This window comes from Enterobacter sp. 302C9, from assembly GCF_034106085.1.
Classification (GTDB): Bacteria; Pseudomonadota; Gammaproteobacteria; order Enterobacterales; family Enterobacteriaceae; genus Enterobacter; species Enterobacter asburiae_B.
In genome coordinates, this window is record NZ_JAWNBW010000003.1 from 145,638 (window position 1) to 164,244 (window position 18,607).

Consider the following 18,607-nt stretch of genomic DNA (forward strand, 5'->3'; position numbering starts at 1 on the left):
TTTTTTTATGCACCGATCTTAGGATCCGGACCAAAGCGGTTTTCGCCCGGCGTCCCGCTCTGGCAGTTGAAGATCAAAATCACGATCCAGCCAATAATCGGGATCAACAGCAGCAATAACCACCACGCTGAACGATCGGTGTCGTGTAGTCGACGGAACAGCACCGCCCACGATGGCAGCAGGACTAACAGGCCATAAATGGTGGTCAGCACGCCTTCACCGCCAGCCCGCTCCCAGCCAAGAATTTTATCCACAATACCCAGCACCATAATGAGAATGAAGTTCACCAGAACGAACATCCAGTACTCTTTGCGGCGGGCACGGCCACCAAATCCAATGTAGTTACGCAGTACTTTTAAATACCAGTCCATTTTCCTTGCCTCATTAGTCAGTCAATCACTTGTTTTCTAAGCGATCGAGGTAAGGATAGATGGAGATTGTGAATTAAAAAAGGGCATCTGGTGATGCCCTTCGTATTTATCCAAATCGGACGTCGCGCCCGTGAGGTTCATCCAGATTCTGCCACGGCCCAATGGAGATAATACCCGTCGGGTTGATGGTTTTATGGCTGCGGAAATAGTGGGTGCGAATATGGTCGAAGTCGACCGTGTCGGCAATACCCGGCATCTGGTAGATGTCACGCAGGAAACCATGCAGGTTCAGGTAATCGCTGATGCGGTGCTTGTCGCACTTAAAGTGGGTGACATAGACCGGATCGAAGCGAACCAGCGTGGTCCACAGGCGGATGTCCGCTTCCGTCAGGCGATCGCCCGTCAGGTAGCGATGCTGCCCCAGGATCTGCTCCAGACGCTCAAGCGATTCAAACACCTTTCCAACCGCTTCGTCATACGCTTCCTGGCTGGTGGCGAAACCGGCCTTGTAGACACCGTTGTTGACGTTGTCGTAAATCCAGCCGTTCAGCTCGTCAATTTTCTCACGCAGCTCAGCCGGATAGTAATCTCCGGCACGGGCGCCGTGCGCGTCAAACGCGGTATTGAACATGCGGATGATTTCCGCAGACTCATTGCTGACAATCGTCTGGTTTTTCTTGTCCCACAGCACCGGCACGGTAACGCGTCCGGTGTAGTGAGGATCGGCGCGAAGATAGAGCTGGTAAAGGAAATCGTGGTGGTAGAGATCGTCGCCGGTCGCCGCGGGGAAATCACTGTCAAACGTCCAGCCGTTTTCCAGCATCAGCGGGTTCACGACCGAAACCGGAATTAAGGATTCGAGACCTTTAAGCTTGCGCACAATCAGCGTGCGGTGTGCCCACGGGCAGGCAAGCGAAACATAAAGATGATAACGGTCTTTCTCAGCCGCGAAGCCGCCTTCGCCGCTCGGGCCTGGCGCGCCGTCGGCGGTCAGCCAGTTACGGAAGGCCGAAACTGAGCGCTTGAAGCGACCTCCGGTGGATTTGGTGTCATACCAGACATCCTGCCATACGCCGTCTACGAGTTGTCCCATTTTTTCTCCTCCGTCAGATAGCAAAAGCGAGGAGATGTCTCCTCGCTTTGTGTTCATTCAGTATAGCGTGCTTACCACTTCTTATTCAGAACGCGGTCGATGCTGTATGCGCCCGGACCAGTGACGGCCAGCAGCAGGAAGCCACCCGCGATGGTCAGGTTTTTCATGAACATCAGAGAGTTCACGCCTTCCGCAAAGTTGCTGTGGAAGATGAACGCTGTCAGCACGGTGAAGCCTGCGGTAAACAGCGCGGTAGTACGGGTCAGGAAGCCGAACAGTACCGCCAGGCCGCCGCCGAACTCAAGAAGAATGGTCAGCGGCAGCAGGAACCCCGGAACGCCCATGGCTTCCATATACTGCTGGGTACCCGCATAACCGGTGATTTTTCCCCAACCTGCCACGATGAACAGAATTGGCATCAGAATACGCGCGACCAGTACACCAACATCTTCTAATTTTTTCATTTTACTCTCCAGGAAACCACATGAGCGGCTGAACATTATTTGTCTGCAATTCCGGGTAGATACCGCGGCGTTGCTGTCGATGGAGAGGATAATAAACGGGGCGGGTGGTAATTGTTAGCAAGGAAAACTGTCAATCTTCTTCAAAGATATTGAGTAAGGGGGCGTGCGCGCTGGTGCCCTGATCCCAACCCTCTCCCGCAGAGAGAGGCCGCAAAAACAAAAAACGGTAACCAGGGTTACCGTTTTGCTTTTATCACCGCTGCTGCTGCTGCTGCTGCTGCTGCTGCTGCTGCTGCTGCCGTAACGTGGCTTTCACCAGACGCCAGGCGCTCCAGGCGCCGAATCCACGACGAGCCCAGCGGATCAGCATGTTCGGATGACGAACCGTCCAGATCGCCATCACGCTGCTGCCGACCAGCGCCCACGAACGCAGGCTCAGAACGGTATTCCAGCCCCGGTCAAACCGTCGCGTCGCGTCAATCCAGTCGCGACGACTGGCCGACAGATCCAGCCGTTGCTGCTGGATCTGGCTTAACAGGTACGCTTTTCGCTTTTGACGTTCGGCTTTATCGCTCACGGCTAGTCATCCTCCAGCAGAGCGCGATCGTTCGCCAGCTCCTGACGCGTATGGCGCAGGAAAGTGGACTTGCGCGCTTTACGCAGCGTCCAGATACCGCCTATCAACGCGGCGACCAGCAGAACGACGGTGGTGGCAATCATCGCGTTAAGACGATACTGCGGATCGATGGCCCAGATGATTAACACCATCAGGCTCATCAGACCAAACGCGGCAAAGAGCATGGTCAGCCCGAGCATTAGCAGCATCTGGAAGAGGTTCGCTTTCTCCTCTTCCAGCTCCACCACTGCCAGCCGGACGCGCGTTTCGGCAATCCCGACCAGCGTCGTTAAAATACGCTGGCCGATGCCGAGGACGTTGTTAGCAGGCCCTTGTGCGTGACGAGGATCTTCCATATCAACGACGCGTCAGAAGGACACCCAGTACCACACCCACTGCGGCACCAATCCCTACACCCGTCCATGGATTATCACGCACATATTCGTCCGCGCGCGCAGCCGCTTCGCGGGTCTGTTTCGCCAGCGCATCACCGGTTTCACCCAGGCGATAGCGGCTCTCTTTCAGCGCCTGCTCCGCCTTGCTGCGCAGCTTGCTGACCTCTTCTTTTGACTTGTCAGCAGAGGAGTTCAGCACCTCTTCAAGGGTATCGGCCAGGGATTTCAGTTCAGCGCGCAGATGTTCAGACGTCGTATCTTTTGACATGATTCTCTCTCCTGTTGAGATTTCCGTTAACTCAATAATCGCGAGCTTCCAGCGCTTTCAGGTCATCCTGCGCTTCTTTCAACTTCTTCTCGCGCTTAGCAATTTTTTCCGCATCTCCTTTCTCTTTCGCTTCCTGCAGGTCGCGACGGCGCTCGGCTATCTCGTCCTTCTGTTCAGCGATTTTCTTCTTGTGGTCGGCACGAAGCTTGCTGTCTGAACAGTTCGCTTTCACTTCGCTCAGCGCTTTTTTAAGACCATCAACACGGTGCTGATTGTTATGCTTTTCGGCATAACCGATCTCACGCTGAATATCCTGTTCTTTCTCCTGACAGAGAGAGTTTGCGAAGGATGCTGTGCTTAAAGAAAAAAGGGCCAGAGCCAGAGTCATGCGGAATTTCATTATCGAAACCTTCCATTGTGTTGCGGCGTTAGCCGCTATCCAAAGTTATGCGGAGTACATCGAGGGGTGCTCCGCGTACTTAAGCATAGTAAGTAAACGGGGGATTCACCAAAGTGAGTGAAAAGATTCGGAATCCTGGAAGTTATCCAAACCGATGCGACGTATCGCGAATCAATGACAGCCAGGCTGCAGGCTGGCTGTCATCTTCCTGCTGGGCAATGATATACCCGTGCGGCAGGGTACGGTCGAGAACCACTTTCGCGGCGGCACTTTGCGCACGGGAATCAAACTTGATCAGTAAAACATCGTCCTGCGGGGTAATGCTCTTAAAGCGGATCCCGTTCGCGTCCAGATGATGCCAGACAGAAAAACCGTCAGGCACGCTGGCGCCCTGGTTTACCGGGCGAATAGCCAGCGTCGATTCCTGATGCGAAAGCGCGCTCCATGCCAGCAGCATGGCGCTGAGGACGATCAGCGTAATCACGGCAACGGCAAAACGGCGCAGGGCGAGCGGTGAGATAGCCATCGTTAGCCTCTGGCTCCGTATTTCTTCTTCCACAGGACAACCAGTGAGCCAATCAGGCCGAAGACCAGCAGAACCACAGGCAGCAGCATCAGGCAGGACATCAGCTGGTCTTCATATTTCATAAAGACCGGCGTTTTACCCAGCGCATAGCCGAGCGTCGTCAGAATAAGCACCCATAGCAGGCCGCTCATCCAGTTAAAGAACTGGAAGCGCGTGCTGCTCAACCCCGACAGACCGGCAATGGTCGGCAGCAGGGTGCGAACAAAGGCGATAAAGCGGCCAATCAGCAGCGCGGAAAGCCCGTGCTTGTGGAAAAGGTGGTGCGCCCGCTGGTGATAATGCGCGGGAAGATGAGAGAGCCAGTTCTGGACGATCCGGGTATTGCCCAGCCATCGTCCCTGGATATAACTCACCCAGCAGCCGAGGCTGGCCGCAACGGTCAGTAATAAAATGGTGTGTGGAAACGCCATCGCCCCTTTGGCACACAGCACGCCGACAAGCACCAGCAAACTGTCACCGGGCAGGAAGGCTGCAGGCAGCAAACCGTTCTCAAGGAACAGGATCATAAACAAGACGAAATAGAGCATGCCAATCATGGAAGGGTTGGCCAGCGTTTCAAAATCCTGCGCCCAGAGGGCATGCAGTAGTTGGGTCAAAAGTTCCATTCAGTGTTCCTGGAAATCGGTTAACGTCACGCCTGTTATCCGGGACAAACAGCACGGCGACATTGTTGTGATTTCATTATGGTCGCTCGCGGACACATTGCGGTGTGGCCAACACTGTTCCCTGTTAATTGGCTGGTTAGCAAGCACTAACTTACAAAATAAGGAATTGAATCCAATTGTAACAAAGCCCAACGTTCTGCGTCACAGAATTTGCAGGGGTGAGTTGATTTTGGCGTAAGCCCAGGAAGTGAGCGAGGGGATTTACAAAGGCTGACACTATATATGTTTTGCTTACTCCTGTAAGCCGGAAGGCGCGACGTAGCGCCTGCCAGCAGAAAGGTCATCTATTTTGTGGCACTGGAAGCCGTATCGAGATGAACAACCGGATTATCGGCAAAAAGATAGCGGTCAGCGTTAAATTCGAAGTCATCGCTGGTTTCGTTGAACAGCATCTGCTTGGTGTTTTCCAGGTGCTGCCACATCGCCAGCTTGGCGGCATGCGGATCTTTACGAATCAGCGCCTTAAGGATTTGGTCGTGATCGTCGCACCAGTTGTCGACGGTACGGGAATCGATATGGTCGTGCAGTTTTTTCCAGTACGGGTTGTGAACGCGCTGAGTCCACATTTTTTCAACGATTGCCGCCAGCGCCGTATTTTGGGTTGCCAGGGCGACCTGAACGTGGAACTGCAGATCCCACTCTGAATCGCGGAAACATTTTTCCTTACGGGCATTCTCCTGGATCTCCATCAGCTTCATGATGTCCTGCTTGGTCACCTGCGTCGCCGCAAACTCAGCAATATTGCTTTCGATCAGCTGGCGAGCCTGGAGCAGCTCAAACGGGCCATAGCTGGCGAATTCCAGACTTTCGTCCGCGACGGGAGAGTGTTTCGGCAGATTAGAAATCACGTGAATGCCGGAGCCTTTGCGTACCTCAACGTAGCCTTCCACTTCCAGCATGATAATCGCTTCACGCACCACCGTGCGGCTGACGCTTTTTTCATCCGCGATAAAGCGCTCGGCGGGAAGTTTATCACCGACAAGATAGACCCCTTGCTCGATGCGATCTTTCAGCTCCGCAGCAAGTTGTTGATACAAACGACGTGGTTCGGTGATTTCCATATGCGCTCCAGGCAGGGTACGGCAGATGATTTGTTATACCACTTTTGCGTGCCACTCTCCAGATTTTGCCATTAAAAAAGCCGCCCGGAGGCGGCTTCGGCGAAACGTATTTTCGCTAACTCTGCGTCGCCGGTTTCCCGAGGGACTCTTTCGCCAGCTCTTCTGCGGATTTGCTTTTCAGCACCGTCCAGATAACCACCGCACCCATCAGGTCGAAGATCGCCAGCACCGCGAACAGCGGGCTGAAGCCGATGGTATCCGCCAGCGCGCCGACCACCAGTGCAAACATGGTGCTCGCGGTCCAGGCGGCCATACCGGTCAGGCCGTTGGCGGTTGCCACTTCGTTACGACCAAAGACGTCAGACGAGAGCGTAATCAGCGCGCCGGACAGGGACTGGTGCGCAAAGCCACCGATGCACAGCAGGGCAATGGCAACGTACGGGCTGGTGAACAGGCCGATCATGCCAGGGCCGATCATCAGCAGCGCGCCCATGGTCACCACCATCTTACGGGAAACGATCAGGTTCACGCCAAACCAGCGCTGGAACAGCGGTGGCAGGTAGCCGCCCACGATACAGCCCAGGTCAGCGAACAGCATGGGCATCCAGGCGAACATCGCGATCTCTTTCAGGTTAAAGCCGTAAACTTTAAACATGAACAGGGGGATCCACGCGTTAAAGGTACCCCAGGCCGGTTCAGCCAGGAAACGCGGCAGGGCGATACCCCAGAACTGACGGGTGCCCAGGATCTGCCAGACGGTCATTTTTTTGCCGTTGTTGGTCTGATGCTGCGCTTCCTGACCGCCAATGATGTATTCACGTTCTTCTTCGGAGAGTTTTTTCTGATCGCGCGGGTGTTTGTAGAAAATCAGCCACGCCATCGCCCAGGCGAAGCTCAGCACGCCTGATATGATGAACGCCATCTGCCAGCTGTGCATCACGATGGCCCACACCACCAGCGGCGGCGCTATCATCGCCCCAATGGACGAGCCCACGTTGAAGTAGCCGACGGCAATGGAACGCTCTTTCGCCGGGAACCACTCGGAGCTGGCCTTGAGGCCCGCCGGGATCATCGCGGCTTCAGCCGCACCGACCGCACCGCGCGCCAGCGCCAGTCCACCCCAGCTGCCTGCCAGCGCGGTTGCACCGCAGAACACCGCCCAGGCGATGGCGAAGAAGGCATAACCGATTTTGGTACCGAGAATATCCAGCACGTAGCCCGCCACAGGCTGCATGATGGTATACGCCGCGGAATAGGCGGCAATGATGTAGGAGTATTGCTGCGTGGAGATATGCAGCTCTTCCATCAACGTTGGCGCTGCTGCTGCCACGGTGTTACGCGTCAGGTAGCCCAGCACGGTGCCTAACGTCACCAGTGCGATCATATACCAACGTAACCCTTTAATTTTACGCATCTAAAACCTCATCGTTATGTTATTTCCGCGCCAGAGCACGGCAACCTCTCAACCGTTTCCGGGAGCAGTTGTGTAACGGGAGGGGCGTAACCAGGAGCATGTCCCGGAACGGCCCGAACCTTGCCATAAGTAAGCGTGCATAAGTCGGTATCCGTACCGTTAAACCCGATGTCTCTCACACCGGTAATGCATTCCGTCGGCTGAGTGTTTGCGACGGCGAAAAGATAACTTGTCATACAACTTTAAAAGGTGAGTGACATCACAAATGTATGATTCTTTGTGGGGACATTAATCGTCGCCCGCAAAGCCAGTATTGGCGCGGCCTGCAGAAGGGTTTGCTTCATTGAGGGTAATTTATTTGTTGGCGTTTATTGATCTCACTCACGAAAAAAGCTTCGGTTGGTGGAAATTGGTGTGATAACTTTGCAGCATATGAACATACGCTTTCTGCGCTCCCGTAATGAGGAAGACGATAATGACGCCGTTTATGACCGAAGATTTTCTGTTAGATACCGAATTTGCTCGCCGCCTGTACCACGACTACGCAAAAGACCAGCCGATTTTCGACTACCACTGCCATTTACCGCCGCAGCAGGTTGCCGAAAATTATCGCTTCAAAAACCTGTATGACATCTGGCTGAAGGGTGACCACTACAAATGGCGTGCCATGCGCACCAACGGCGTGGCGGAGCGTCTGTGTACCGGCGATGCGACCGACCGCGAGAAGTTTGATGCCTGGGCGGCAACCGTTCCGCACACCATCGGCAACCCGCTCTACCACTGGACCCATCTTGAGCTCCGCCGTCCGTTTGGCATCACCGGCAAGTTGCTTTCCCCAACGACCGCGGATGAAATCTGGGATCGCTGCAACGCGCTGCTGGCGCAGGATAACTTCTCCGCGCGCGGCATCATGAAGCAGATGAACGTGAAGATGGTGGGCACTACCGACGATCCGATCGACTCCCTGGAGCATCATGCCGTTGTCGCGAAAGACACCTCTTTTGATATCAAAGTGCTGCCAAGCTGGCGCCCGGACAAAGCCTTCAACATTGAGCAGGCCACCTTCACCGACTACATGGCGAAGCTGGCGGAAGTGTCGGATACCGACATCCGTCGTTTCGCTGACCTGCAAACCGCGCTGACCAAACGTCTGGATCACTTCGCGGCGCACGGCTGTAAAGTGTCTGACCACGCGCTGGACGTGGTGCTGTTTGCGGAATCAAACGAAGCCGAGCTGGACAGCATTCTGGCGCGTCGTCTCTCTGGTGAAGGCTTAAGCGAACACGAAGTGGCGCAGTTTAAAACGGCGGTGCTGGTATTCCTCGGTGCGGAATACGCGCGTCGCGGCTGGGTACAGCAGTACCATATCGGCGCGCTACGCAATAATAACCAGCGCCAGTTCAAACTGCTCGGTGCTGACGTGGGCTTCGACTCCATCAACGATCGTCCGCTGGCGGAAGAGCTGTCAAAACTGCTGAGCAAACAGAACGAACAAAACCTGCTGCCTAAAACCATCCTGTACTGCCTGAACCCGCGCGATAACGAAGTGCTGGGTACCATGGTCGGTAACTTCCAGGGCGAAGGGATGCCGGGCAAGATGCAGTTCGGTTCCGGCTGGTGGTTTAACGATCAGAAAGATGGCATGGAGCGTCAGATGACGCAGCTCGCGCAGCTGGGCCTGCTGAGCCGCTTTGTCGGCATGCTGACCGACAGCCGCAGCTTCCTGTCCTATACCCGTCATGAATATTTCCGCCGCATTCTGTGCCAGATGATTGGCCGCTGGGTACACGCGGGCGAAGCGCCAGCGGATATCCAGCTGCTGGGCGAAATGGTGAGAAACATCTGCTTTAACAATGCGCGTGACTACTTCGCCATTGAACTGAACTAAGGCCGTTTGAGGTTGATATGCAATACATCAAAATCCATCCGCTGGATAACGTGGCCGTCGCGCTGACGGATCTCGCTGAAGGCGACGTGGTGACCGTTGATAACCAGAGCGTCACCCTGCGTCAGGCGATCGTCCGTGGACACAAGTTTGCCCTGATCCCCATTGCGAAAGGGGAGAACGTGGTGAAGTACGGTTTGCCCATCGGCCATGCGCTGGCGGATATTGCGCCGGGTGAATACATTCACTCACACAATACCCGCACCAATCTGAGCGATCTGGACGAGTACAGCTATCAACCTGATTTACCGGCGGAAGAGCGTCAGGCGGCGGATCGTGAGGTGCAGATCTACCGTCGCGCCAACGGTGCCGTGGGGATCCGCAACGAGCTGTGGATCCTCCCGACCGTCGGCTGCGTCAACGGAATTGCGCGCCAGATCCAGACGCGCTTCCTGAAAGAGACCAACAACGCCGAAGGGACTGACGGCGTGCATCTGTTCAGCCACACCTACGGCTGTTCCCAGCTCGGTGACGACCACATTAACACCCGCACCATGCTGCAAAACATGGTGCGTCATCCGAATGCGGGCGCGGTGCTGGTGATTGGCCTGGGCTGCGAGAACAATCAGGTGGACGCCTTCCGCGACACGCTGGGCGAGTTCGATCCTGAGCGCGTGCATTTTATGGTGTGCCAGCATCAGGACGATGAAGTGGAAGCGGGCGTTGAACAGCTTCACCAGCTTTATGAGGTGATGCGCCACGACAGGCGCGAGCCGGGCAAGCTGAGCGAGCTGAAGTTTGGGCTGGAGTGCGGCGGGTCAGATGGCCTTTCCGGCATTACCGCTAACCCGATGCTGGGCCGCTTCTCGGATTACGTGATTGCCAACGGCGGCACGACGGTGTTGACCGAAGTGCCGGAAATGTTCGGCGCGGAGCGTATTCTGATGAGCCACTGCCGCGACGAAGAAACCTTTGAGAAGACCGTCACCATGGTGAACGACTTCAAACAGTACTTCATCGCCCACAATCAGCCGATTTACGAGAACCCGTCGCCGGGCAACAAAGCGGGCGGGATCACCACGCTGGAAGAGAAATCCCTCGGCTGCACTCAGAAAGCGGGCGCGAGCCAGGTGGTCGACGTTCTGCGCTACGGCGAGCGCCTGAAAACCCACGGTCTGAACCTGCTGAGCGCACCGGGCAACGATGCGGTCGCCACCAGCGCGCTGGCGGGTGCTGGCTGTCATATGGTGCTGTTCAGTACCGGTCGCGGCACGCCGTACGGTGGTTTTGTGCCGACGGTGAAAATCGCTACCAACAGCGAGCTGGCGGCAAAGAAAAAGCATTGGATCGACTTTGATGCGGGCCAGCTGATTCACGGCAAAGCGATGCCGCAGCTGCTGACGGAGTTCGTGGATACTATCGTGGAATTTGCTAACGGCAGGCAGACCTGTAACGAGAAGAACGACTTCCGCGAGCTGGCGATCTTTAAGAGTGGTGTGACGCTTTAATCGGTGCGGCCTGATGCCCTCACCCTGACCCTCTCCCACGGGGAGAGGGTACAAACACTAAAAACGGCAACCGTTGGTTGCCGTTTTGCATTTACCCTGTAGGCCCGGTAAGGCGTAGCCGCCACCGGGCTTTTGTTGTTAACTGCGCAGGGCGTTCTTCGCTAAACGCGCGTCTTCCGCCTGACAGGCCGCTGCGGTAAACAGCACGTCGGTAGAGGAGTTCAGCGCGGTTTCGCAGGAGTCCTGCAGCACGCCGATGATAAAGCCGACGGCCACAACCTGCATCGCAATCTCGTTCGGGATGCCGAACATATTACACGCCAGCGGGATCAGCAGCAGCGAACCGCCCGCTACGCCGGATGCGCCACAGGCACACAGTGACGCCACCACGCTCAGCAGCAATGCGGTTGGCAGATCCACCGGAATGCCCAGCGTATGCACCGCCGCCAGGGTCAGAACGGTAATGGTGATTGCCGCGCCCGCCATGTTCACGGTTGCGCCCAGTGGGATCGACACGGAATAGGTATCGCGGTCCAGGTTCAGCTTCTCCGCCAGCGCCATGTTAACCGGAATGTTCGCCGCAGAGCTGCGGGTGAAGAAGGCATACACGCCGCTTTCGCGCAGGCAGGTCAGCACCAGCGGATACGGGTTGCGGCGGATCTGCCAGAACACCAGCAGCGGGTTGATCACCAGCGCCACCAGCAGCATACAGCCGACCAGTACAACCAGCAGCTGCGCGTAGCCCCACAGCGCGTCGAAACCGGTGGTTGCAAGCGTAGAGGAGACCAGCCCGAAAATACCGATTGGCGCAAAGCGAATCACCAGCTTCACCATAAAGGTCACGGCGTTGGACAGATCGTTGACCAGGTTTTTCGTGGTGTCGTTACCGTGACGCAGCGCGAAGCCCAGACCAATCGCCCAGACCAGGATGCCAATGTAGTTTCCGCTCATCAGCGCGGTGATGGGGTTAGAAACCATGCTCATCAGCAGTCCGCGAAGCACTTCGACAATGCCGGATGGCGGCGTGATGTCACCGGCCGCGCTGGTCAGGTGCAGCGTGGACGGGAACAGGAAGCTAAACACCACGGCCGTTAAGGCAGCCGAGAAGGTTCCCAGCAGATACAGGAACAGAATGGGGCGAATGTTGGTTTTTTGTCCGTGCTGGTGGTTGGCAATTGACGCCATGACCAGCATCAGAACCAGTACCGGTGCCACGGCCTTCAGTGCGCCAACGAAAAGGGTCCCGAGCAGCCCCGTAGCCTCCGCAGCAGGTTTTGACACCATCGCCAGCAGAATACCCAGCACCAGCCCGACCAGAATTTGTTTAACGAGGCTGCCCTGCGCCAGGCGCGCGAACAGTCCGCTTGATTGTGTGCTCATACGTATTTCCTGAGTGAAATTGCGTTCCATCCCGGATGTGCTCTTAGTCACATTTATGTCCGGATGTAAGTAAATGTTTGCCTGGTCGAGTATAGGGAATGCGCGAAAGGAAGGAAGCGTAAAATGCTGGATTTTACGTGTTGCGTCATGTTTTTTAACTATTGATTAACGAAAATGCCGGGTGGCGCTACGCTTACCCGCCTACATTGCATTTCCCCCTCTCCCTGTGGGAGAGGGGCGGGGTGAGGGCATCAGTCCGCACCGAACGTTTTACTCCACCTGCTGCTTCTTATCGTGCTGGCGGTTAACCCAGGTATTGATAATCAGCGTCACGATCAGAATGCCAAACACCACGCCGAGCGAAATGGCGATCGGGATATGGTAGAAATCGACGATCAACATCTTGATACCGATAAACACCAGGATCACCGACAGACCGTACTTCAGCATCGAGAAGCGCTCCGCCGCGCCTGCCAGCAGGAAGTACATCGCACGCAGGCCGAGAATGGCGAACAGGTTAGACGTCAGGACGATGAACGGGTCGGTGGTCACCGCGAAGATCGCCGGAATACTGTCCACCGCGAAAATCACGTCGCTCAGCTCAACCAGAATCAGTACCAGCAGCAGCGGGGTGGCGAACAGCAGGCCGTTCTTGCGCACGAAGAAGTGCTCGCTCTCGATCTTGTCGGTCATGCGAAGATGCCCACGGATCCACTTCACCAGCGGGCGATCGCCAATCGCGGAGCCGTCTTCTTTCGCCAGCGCCATTTTGACCCCGGTGAACAGCAGGAACGCGCCAAAGACGTACAGCAGCCATTCGAACTGGGTAATCAGCCAGCTGCCAGCGAAGATCATGATGGTACGCAGGATAATCGCGCCCAGCACGCCATACACCAGCACGCTTCGCTGCAGGGCAGCAGGCACGGCAAAGTAGCTGAACAGCATCAGCCAGACGAAGACGTTATCAACCGCCAGGGCTTTTTCAATCAGATAACCGGTGAGGAAGGCGAGCGCCTGAGGGTCGGCCACCGCGCGGCCTTCGGTCGAGGCCAGGTACCACCAGAAGGCGGCACAAAACAGCAGGGAGAGGGTGACCCACACCAGAGACCAGGCCGCAGCCTGTTTGATGCTCATGCCGTGCGCGCCGCGACGGCCCTGCAAAAAGAGGTCGATCGCCAGCATGATGAGCACGACAACCGCGAATCCGCCCCACAACATTGGAGTGCCGACAGAATGCATACTATTTTCCTTACACATAAAAAACAAAAACGGCCATGGTCAGAAGACGATAGCCGTTAGCTTTTTATGCATAGACCTCGCCTTCCGGCAAGGTCTCACTTACAACCACGAAGGTTGCCCGGCGACCGGATGCGTGTTTAACGCATCGTAATGACGATCCACCGGCGAAGAAGTTACTCCCCTTTGCAGGTAACAAAATATGTCAGACCATTGGTTTCGTCAATGGTCTGCGCCGTTTCATTACACAGCTTTACGCGATCGCTTCCGCGCTCACGCCGTCTGCCGGGAATACCACGCCGGTCTGGCGACGGATCTCCGTTTGCAGCTTCGCCGTGGTGCGGCTCACCGCGAGGCCGGGGTGATTCACTTCGTTGTCTTCCACCAGACGGGCGAAGACCTCTGCCTCATAGAGCATAGTGTTAATATGCTGAGGCTGCGTCAGCTCCTGCGCTTTGCCGCCGCGCGGCACAAAGCTCACTTTCTGGCACTCGGAGATCTTCTCAATAACCAGCGAGCCCGCTTCGCCCTGAATTTCGCTCGGCAGCACGGAATCGCTCACCTTGGAGTGCTGCAGCGTGACGCTGAAATCACCGTAATCCAGCACCGCTACACCGTGCGCATCCACGCCGCTCTCCAGCAGGCTGGCGGTGGCGCTGACGCCGTGCGGTTCGCCCCACAGGGCCACGGCAGAGGCCAGGCAATAGAAACCGATATCCATAATCGAGCCGTTCGAAAACGCCGGGTTAAAGGTGTTCGGGTTCTCGCCGTCCAGATAGCGCTGATAGCGCGACGAGTACTGGCAGTAGTTAATAAAGGCTTTACGCACCTTGCCAATTTTCGGCAGGGACTGCTGCAGCAGCAGGAAATTCGGCAGGCTGGCGGTTTTGAACGCTTCGAACAGCACCACCTGGTTTTCGCGGGCAAGCGCAATGGCCGCTTCCACTTCCTCAATATTTGACGCCAGCGGCTTCTCGCAAATCACATGCTTTTTATGACTGAGGAACAGCTTCGTTTGCGGGAAGTGCAGGGAGTTCGGGCTGGCGATATACACCGCGTCAATGGCGTCGCTTTGCGCCATGTCATCAAGCGAAGTGAAGAGATGCTCAACGAGGTAATCGTTGGCAAAACTCTGCGCCTGCTCAAGGCTGCGGGAATAGACTGCGGTAAGCTTAAGTTTGCCGGTTTCGTGGGCGGCGTCGACGAACTGGCGCGTGATCCAGTTCGTACCAATGACTGCGAAACGTATCATAAACGTTTACGTACTCCGTAGCGGGGAACCTTTAGCCACTGTAGCACGTCATCATGACAATTCGCGTGCGCTATTCCGCATTACCATTTAACGATAAATGCGTAAGCCACAGGCGGGTATCAAACTCCAGCTGGTGGTACTGCGGCTCCATGTGGCAGCACAGGGAATAGAACGCTTTGTCGTGCTCTTTCTCTTTCAGGTGTGCCAGCTCGTGGACGACGATCATCCGCAGAAAGGCTTCCGGCGCGTTACGGAAAACCGTCGCGACGCGGATTTCGGCCTTCGCTTTCAGCTTGCCACCCTGTACGCGGGAGATGGCGGTGTGCAGGCCGAGCGCGTTTTTCAGCACGTGGATCTTGTTGTCGTACATCACCTTGTTGATCGGCGGCGCGCTCTTCAGATACCGGCTTTTCAGATCCTGCGTATACTGCCAGAGGGCCTTATCGGTCGCGAAATCGTGCGTACCGGGATAGCGTTTTTCCAGCACCGCGCCGAGCTTCTGCTCGGCAATCAGGCTGCGAACCTGAGTCAGTAAATGCTCCGGATAGCCCTGGAGATAAGTAAGTTGGTTCATCAAAAGCCCAAATTAATGCGAAAACGGGTATACTCACGCACCCTTTTCAGGGATACGCCAAATTTTACCATTCAGGAGGGCCGATGAGCCACTTAGACAACGGTTTCCGTTCACTCAACCTTAAACGTTTCCCGGAAACGGACGACGTTAACCCGCTCATGGCGTGGGAAGCGGCAGATGAATATCTGCTGCAGCAGTTGGATGAGACTGAAATCCGCGGCCCGGTTTTGATCCTGAATGACGCCTTTGGCGCGCTGGGCTGCGCCCTGGCGGAGCACACGCCATACAGCATCGGCGATTCCTACCTGAGCGAGCTGGCGACGCGTGAAAACCTGCGCCATAACGACATCGAAGAGTCCAGCGTGAAGTTCCTTGACAGCACCGCGGACTACCCGCAGGCGCCGGGCGTGGTGCTGATCAAAGTGCCAAAAACCATGGCGCTGCTGGAGCAACAGCTGCGCGCGCTGCGTAAGGTCGTGACGCCGGAAACGCGCATTATCGCGGGCGCTAAAGCGCGCGATATTCACACCTCGACGCTCGAGCTGTTCGAGAAAGTCCTCGGCCCGACCACCACGACGCTGGCCTGGAAAAAAGCGCGCCTGATCAACTGCACCTTCAGCGCGCCGGAGCTGGCCGACGCGCCGGAGACGCTGAGCTGGAAGCTGGAAGGCACCGACTGGACCATCCACAACCATGCGAACGTCTTCTCCCGCACCGGGCTGGATATCGGGGCGCGTTTCTTTATGGAACATCTGCCGGAAAATCTGGAAGGTGAGATTGTCGATCTGGGCTGCGGTAACGGCGTGATTGGCCTGACGCTGCTGGCGAAGAACCCGGACGCCAGCGTGGTGTTCAGCGACGAGTCGCCAATGGCGGTGGCCTCCAGCCGTCTGAACGTGGAAACCAACATGCCTGAAGCGCTGGACCGCTGCGAGTTTATGATCAACAACGCGCTGTCCGGCGTAGAGCCGTTCCGCTTCAACGCCGTGTTCTGCAACCCGCCGTTCCACCAGAAGCACGCCCTGACGGATAACGTCGCGTGGGAGATGTTCCACCACGCGCGCCGCTGCCTGAAAATCAACGGCGAGCTGTACATCGTGGCGAACCGCCACCTGGACTACTTCCACAAGCTGAAGAAGATTTTCGGCAACTGCGTCACCGTTGCGACGAACAATAAATTCGTGGTGCTGAAGGCGGTGAAGCTGGGACGTCGTCGTTAAGATTGGGGATGTGCGGCCTGATGCCCTCACCCCGGCCCTCTCCCACAGGGAGAGGGAGCAAACGCTAAAAACGGCAACTGGGTTGCCGTTTTGCTTTTACCCTGCCGCCCGGCAATGTCCTAGATCGCCAGAGCCAGCTTCGTCCCCTGCGCAATTGCCCGCCGCGCGTCCAGCTCCATCGCCACATCGCACCCGCCAATCAAATGCACCGTTTTACCGGCTTCGCGCAGCGGATCCGCCAGATCGCGCTTTGGCTCCTGCCCGGCGCATAAAATGACGTGATCCACGCGCAGCAGCTGCGGCTCGCCGCCGATCGTGACGTGCAGACCCTCGTCGTCGATCTTCTGGTAGCTCACCGCCGGGATCATCTTCACCCCGCGCGAGAGCAGGGTGGCGCGGTGGATCCAGCCCGTGGTTTTGCCCAGCCCTTCGCCCGGCTTGCTGGCCTTGCGCTGCAGCATCACGATCTGGCGCGGGCTTTTCGGCAGCTGCGGCCCTTCCGGGCGTAGCCCGCCGGACTGGTTCAGGCTGGTGTCGATACCCCATTCCACACAAAACTCGGCAATGTTCTGGCTGGTGGCCTCGCCCGGCTGGCTTAAGTACATGGCGGTATCAAAGCCGATCCCGCCGCAGCCGATAATCGCCACCTTCTCGCCGACCGGCGTTTTGTCTCGCAATACATCCAGATAGCTCAACACCTTCGGATGATCGATACCCTCGATCGCCGGCAGGCGCGGTACGATCCCGCTCGCCAGGATCACCTCGTCGAAACCGATCAGATCCGCCGCGCTGACAAACTGATTAAGCCGCAGCTCGACGCCCGTCAGGTCGATCATCCGGCGGTAGTAGCGCAGGGTTTCATAGAACTCCTCTTTGCCGGGGATCTGTTTGGCGATATTAAACTGCCCGCCAATCTCCGCCAGCGCATCAAACAGCGTCACGCTGTGCCCGCGCGAGGCGGCATTCACCGCAAACGCCAGGCCCGCGGGGCCCGCGCCCACCACGGCCAGACGTTTTTTATTAACCGCCGGAACGATCGGCATTTTGGTTTCATGGCAGGCGCGCGGGTTAACCAGGCAAGAGGTGACCTTGCCGACGAAGATCTGATCCAGACAGGCCTGGTTACAGCCGATGCAGGTGTTGATCTCGTCCGCACGGCCGCTTTGCGCTTTGGAGAGCAGTTCGGCATCGGCCAGGAACGGGCGCGCCATCGACACCATGTCGGCGTCGCCGCGTGAAATCACATCGTCCGCTACCTGCGGATCGTTAATGCGGTTGGTGGTGACCAGTGGAACAGAGACTTTGCCTTTCAGCTTCCGTGTTACCCAGCTGAACGCCGCGCGCGGCACCGGCGTGGCGATGGTCGGGATGCGCGCCTCGTGCCAGCCAATCCCGGTGTTGATAATCGTGGCACCGGCGGCTTCAATCGCCTGCGCCAGCTGCACGGTTTCGTCGAACGTGCCGCCGCCTTCCACCAGGTCGAGCATCGACAGGCGGAAGACGATAATAAAGTCTGCGCCCGCACGTTCGCGCACCGCGCGCACCACCTCCACGGCAAAGCGCATCCGGCGGGCATAGTCGCCGCCCCATTCGTCGTCGCGCTGGTTGGTGCGGGCCGCGAGGAACTCGTTAATCAGATAGCCTTCAGAGCCCATCACCTCCACGCCGTCATAGCCCGCCTCGCGCGCCAGCGCCGCGCAGCGGGCAAAGTCGTCGATCAGCGCCAGGATCTCTTCGTGGCTGAGGGCGTAAGGTTTAAAGCGGTTGATTGGCGCCTGAATGGCCGACGGCGCGACCAGGTTCGGCTGATAGCTGTAGCGTCCAGTGTGCAGGATTTGCAGGGCGATTTTACCGCCCTCGCGGTGTACCGCGTCGGTCACAATGCGGTGGTGCGGCAGCTGTGACGCATCGTTCAGGACCGCGCCGCCCTCCATGCCCACGCCGGAAAGAGCAGGGGCCACGCCGCCGGTGACAATCAGCGCCACCCCGTGGCGGGCGCGCTCGGCATAGAAGGCTGCCAGACGCTCGGCCCCGTCCGGATGCTCCTCCAGCCCGGTGTGCATCGAGCCCATCAACACGCGGTTTTTGAGTGTGGTGAACCCCAGATCGAGGGGGGCGAATAACGACGGGTAGCGGCTCATAGTCTCTTCCAGTGTAAAATTATTGTTATGTGGTCGGATGAGTTACTAATTTAGCCAGCGGGAGCGGAAAGGTAAAAG

19 protein-coding genes are annotated in these 18,607 nt (G+C 57.0%); 3 read left to right on the top strand and 16 right to left on the bottom strand.

The window, feature by feature from the left end; translation table 11 throughout:
- Window positions 1-5: 5 nt before the first annotated feature.
- The 11 genes from UR289_RS08640 to UR289_RS08690 form a co-directional block, all read right to left on the bottom strand.
- The gene (locus UR289_RS08640) at window positions 6-371 is read right to left on the bottom strand and encodes a DUF805 domain-containing protein (RefSeq protein WP_029739660.1); all 366 of its coding nucleotides are present in this window, start codon (window positions 369-371) and stop codon (window positions 6-8) included.
- Between the two features lie 106 nt (window positions 372-477).
- Window positions 478-1,464, bottom strand: a complete 987-nt coding sequence (locus tag UR289_RS08645; RefSeq protein WP_320709745.1) for a glutathione S-transferase family protein — start codon at window positions 1,462-1,464, stop codon at window positions 478-480.
- A gap of 71 nt (window positions 1,465-1,535) precedes the next feature.
- Window positions 1,536-1,928, bottom strand: coding sequence for a DoxX family protein (locus UR289_RS08650; protein WP_023309292.1), 393 nt, complete (start codon window positions 1,926-1,928; stop codon window positions 1,536-1,538).
- A 253-nt stretch (window positions 1,929-2,181) separates the two neighbouring features.
- Entirely contained in the window at window positions 2,182-2,505 is a 324-nt protein-coding gene (locus UR289_RS08655; protein WP_320709747.1) for a YqjK-like family protein, read from the bottom strand.
- Between the two features lie 2 nt (window positions 2,506-2,507).
- Window positions 2,508-2,900 carry a phage holin family protein gene (locus tag UR289_RS08660; RefSeq protein ID WP_023333540.1) on the bottom strand — a complete coding sequence of 131 codons (393 nt, stop codon included), beginning with the start codon at window positions 2,898-2,900 and terminating at the stop codon, window positions 2,508-2,510.
- Window position 2,901: 1 nt separating this feature from the next.
- Entirely contained in the window at window positions 2,902-3,207 is a 306-nt protein-coding gene (locus UR289_RS08665) for a DUF883 family protein (protein ID WP_008503141.1), read from the bottom strand.
- Between the two features lie 31 nt (window positions 3,208-3,238).
- On the bottom strand, window positions 3,239-3,607 hold the full coding sequence (locus UR289_RS08670; RefSeq protein ID WP_023309291.1) for a DUF1090 domain-containing protein: 369 nt from the start codon (window positions 3,605-3,607) through the stop codon (window positions 3,239-3,241).
- A gap of 142 nt (window positions 3,608-3,749) precedes the next feature.
- Window positions 3,750-4,133: an EnvZ/OmpR regulon moderator MzrA gene (mzrA, locus tag UR289_RS08675; RefSeq protein ID WP_039260467.1), complete on the bottom strand. Its 384-nt coding sequence runs from the start codon at window positions 4,131-4,133 to the stop codon at window positions 3,750-3,752.
- Between the two features lie 2 nt (window positions 4,134-4,135).
- On the bottom strand, window positions 4,136-4,798 hold the full coding sequence (gene yqjA / locus UR289_RS08680) for a DedA family general envelope maintenance protein YqjA (protein WP_024906405.1): 663 nt from the start codon (window positions 4,796-4,798) through the stop codon (window positions 4,136-4,138).
- Window positions 4,799-5,142: 344 nt separating this feature from the next.
- Complete coding sequence (gene exuR / locus UR289_RS08685; RefSeq protein ID WP_320709751.1) at window positions 5,143-5,919, bottom strand: transcriptional regulator ExuR; 777 nt, start codon at window positions 5,917-5,919, stop codon at window positions 5,143-5,145.
- 115 nt (window positions 5,920-6,034) lie between these two features.
- Window positions 6,035-7,333, bottom strand: a complete 1,299-nt coding sequence (locus tag UR289_RS08690; protein WP_023333537.1) for an MFS transporter — start codon at window positions 7,331-7,333, stop codon at window positions 6,035-6,037.
- A 475-nt stretch (window positions 7,334-7,808) separates the two neighbouring features.
- Here UR289_RS08690 and uxaC point away from each other — a divergent pair, with 475 nt between their 5' ends.
- Both uxaC and UR289_RS08700 read left to right on the top strand, forming a co-directional pair.
- Window positions 7,809-9,221: a glucuronate isomerase gene (gene uxaC / locus UR289_RS08695; protein WP_047060289.1), complete on the top strand. Its 1,413-nt coding sequence runs from the start codon at window positions 7,809-7,811 to the stop codon at window positions 9,219-9,221.
- Window positions 9,222-9,238: 17 nt separating this feature from the next.
- The gene (locus UR289_RS08700; RefSeq protein WP_320709753.1) at window positions 9,239-10,726 is read left to right on the top strand and encodes an altronate dehydratase family protein; all 1,488 of its coding nucleotides are present in this window, start codon (window positions 9,239-9,241) and stop codon (window positions 10,724-10,726) included.
- Window positions 10,727-10,864: 138 nt separating this feature from the next.
- Here the strand turns inward: UR289_RS08700 and sstT are convergent, their stop codons facing one another.
- From sstT to UR289_RS08720, 4 genes are all read right to left on the bottom strand, one after another.
- The gene (gene sstT / locus UR289_RS08705; protein WP_029739668.1) at window positions 10,865-12,106 is read right to left on the bottom strand and encodes a serine/threonine transporter SstT; all 1,242 of its coding nucleotides are present in this window, start codon (window positions 12,104-12,106) and stop codon (window positions 10,865-10,867) included.
- 270 nt (window positions 12,107-12,376) lie between these two features.
- Window positions 12,377-13,345, bottom strand: coding sequence for a TerC family protein (locus tag UR289_RS08710; protein ID WP_320709755.1), 969 nt, complete (start codon window positions 13,343-13,345; stop codon window positions 12,377-12,379).
- A 250-nt stretch (window positions 13,346-13,595) separates the two neighbouring features.
- On the bottom strand, window positions 13,596-14,594 hold the full coding sequence (locus UR289_RS08715) for a Gfo/Idh/MocA family protein (RefSeq protein WP_033146716.1): 999 nt from the start codon (window positions 14,592-14,594) through the stop codon (window positions 13,596-13,598).
- Between the two features lie 70 nt (window positions 14,595-14,664).
- Complete coding sequence (locus tag UR289_RS08720; protein ID WP_023333531.1) at window positions 14,665-15,168, bottom strand: YgjP-like metallopeptidase domain-containing protein; 504 nt, start codon at window positions 15,166-15,168, stop codon at window positions 14,665-14,667.
- Window positions 15,169-15,251: 83 nt separating this feature from the next.
- Here UR289_RS08720 and rlmG point away from each other — a divergent pair, with 83 nt between their 5' ends.
- Complete coding sequence (gene rlmG, locus UR289_RS08725) at window positions 15,252-16,388, top strand: 23S rRNA (guanine(1835)-N(2))-methyltransferase RlmG (RefSeq protein WP_010435862.1); 1,137 nt, start codon at window positions 15,252-15,254, stop codon at window positions 16,386-16,388.
- Window positions 16,389-16,507: 119 nt separating this feature from the next.
- On the opposite strand, the gene UR289_RS08730 is transcribed toward rlmG, so the two are convergent.
- Window positions 16,508-18,529 (bottom strand): NADPH-dependent 2,4-dienoyl-CoA reductase, encoded by a 2,022-nt coding sequence (locus tag UR289_RS08730; protein WP_320709757.1) that lies wholly within the window; start codon window positions 18,527-18,529, stop codon window positions 16,508-16,510.
- Window positions 18,530-18,607: the final 78 nt, after the last annotated feature.

Coding starts and splice junctions, on each gene's coding strand:
- UR289_RS08640 (WP_029739660.1), bottom strand. CDS start 371: ATGGACTGGTATTTAAAAGTACTGCGTAACTACATTGGATTTGGTGGC.
- UR289_RS08650 (WP_023309292.1), bottom strand. CDS start 1,928: ATGAAAAAATTAGAAGATGTTGGTGTACTGGTCGCGCGTATTCTGATG.
- UR289_RS08670 (WP_023309291.1), bottom strand. CDS start 3,607: ATGAAATTCCGCATGACTCTGGCTCTGGCCCTTTTTTCTTTAAGCACA.
- exuR (WP_320709751.1), bottom strand. CDS start 5,919: ATGGAAATCACCGAACCACGTCGTTTGTATCAACAACTTGCTGCGGAG.
- UR289_RS08700 (WP_320709753.1), top strand. CDS start 9,239: ATGCAATACATCAAAATCCATCCGCTGGATAACGTGGCCGTCGCGCTG.
- UR289_RS08715 (WP_033146716.1), bottom strand. CDS start 14,594: ATGATACGTTTCGCAGTCATTGGTACGAACTGGATCACGCGCCAGTTC.
- UR289_RS08730 (WP_320709757.1), bottom strand. CDS start 18,529: ATGAGCCGCTACCCGTCGTTATTCGCCCCCCTCGATCTGGGGTTCACC.
- UR289_RS08710 (WP_320709755.1), bottom strand. CDS start 13,345: ATGCATTCTGTCGGCACTCCAATGTTGTGGGGCGGATTCGCGGTTGTC.
- UR289_RS08720 (WP_023333531.1), bottom strand. CDS start 15,168: ATGAACCAACTTACTTATCTCCAGGGCTATCCGGAGCATTTACTGACT.
- UR289_RS08690 (WP_023333537.1), bottom strand. CDS start 7,333: ATGCGTAAAATTAAAGGGTTACGTTGGTATATGATCGCACTGGTGACG.
- UR289_RS08660 (WP_023333540.1), bottom strand. CDS start 2,900: ATGGAAGATCCTCGTCACGCACAAGGGCCTGCTAACAACGTCCTCGGC.
- UR289_RS08665 (WP_008503141.1), bottom strand. CDS start 3,207: ATGTCAAAAGATACGACGTCTGAACATCTGCGCGCTGAACTGAAATCC.
- yqjA (WP_024906405.1), bottom strand. CDS start 4,798: ATGGAACTTTTGACCCAACTACTGCATGCCCTCTGGGCGCAGGATTTT.
- sstT (WP_029739668.1), bottom strand. CDS start 12,106: ATGAGCACACAATCAAGCGGACTGTTCGCGCGCCTGGCGCAGGGCAGC.
- rlmG (WP_010435862.1), top strand. CDS start 15,252: ATGAGCCACTTAGACAACGGTTTCCGTTCACTCAACCTTAAACGTTTC.
- uxaC (WP_047060289.1), top strand. CDS start 7,809: ATGACGCCGTTTATGACCGAAGATTTTCTGTTAGATACCGAATTTGCT.
- mzrA (WP_039260467.1), bottom strand. CDS start 4,133: ATGGCTATCTCACCGCTCGCCCTGCGCCGTTTTGCCGTTGCCGTGATT.
- UR289_RS08645 (WP_320709745.1), bottom strand. CDS start 1,464: ATGGGACAACTCGTAGACGGCGTATGGCAGGATGTCTGGTATGACACC.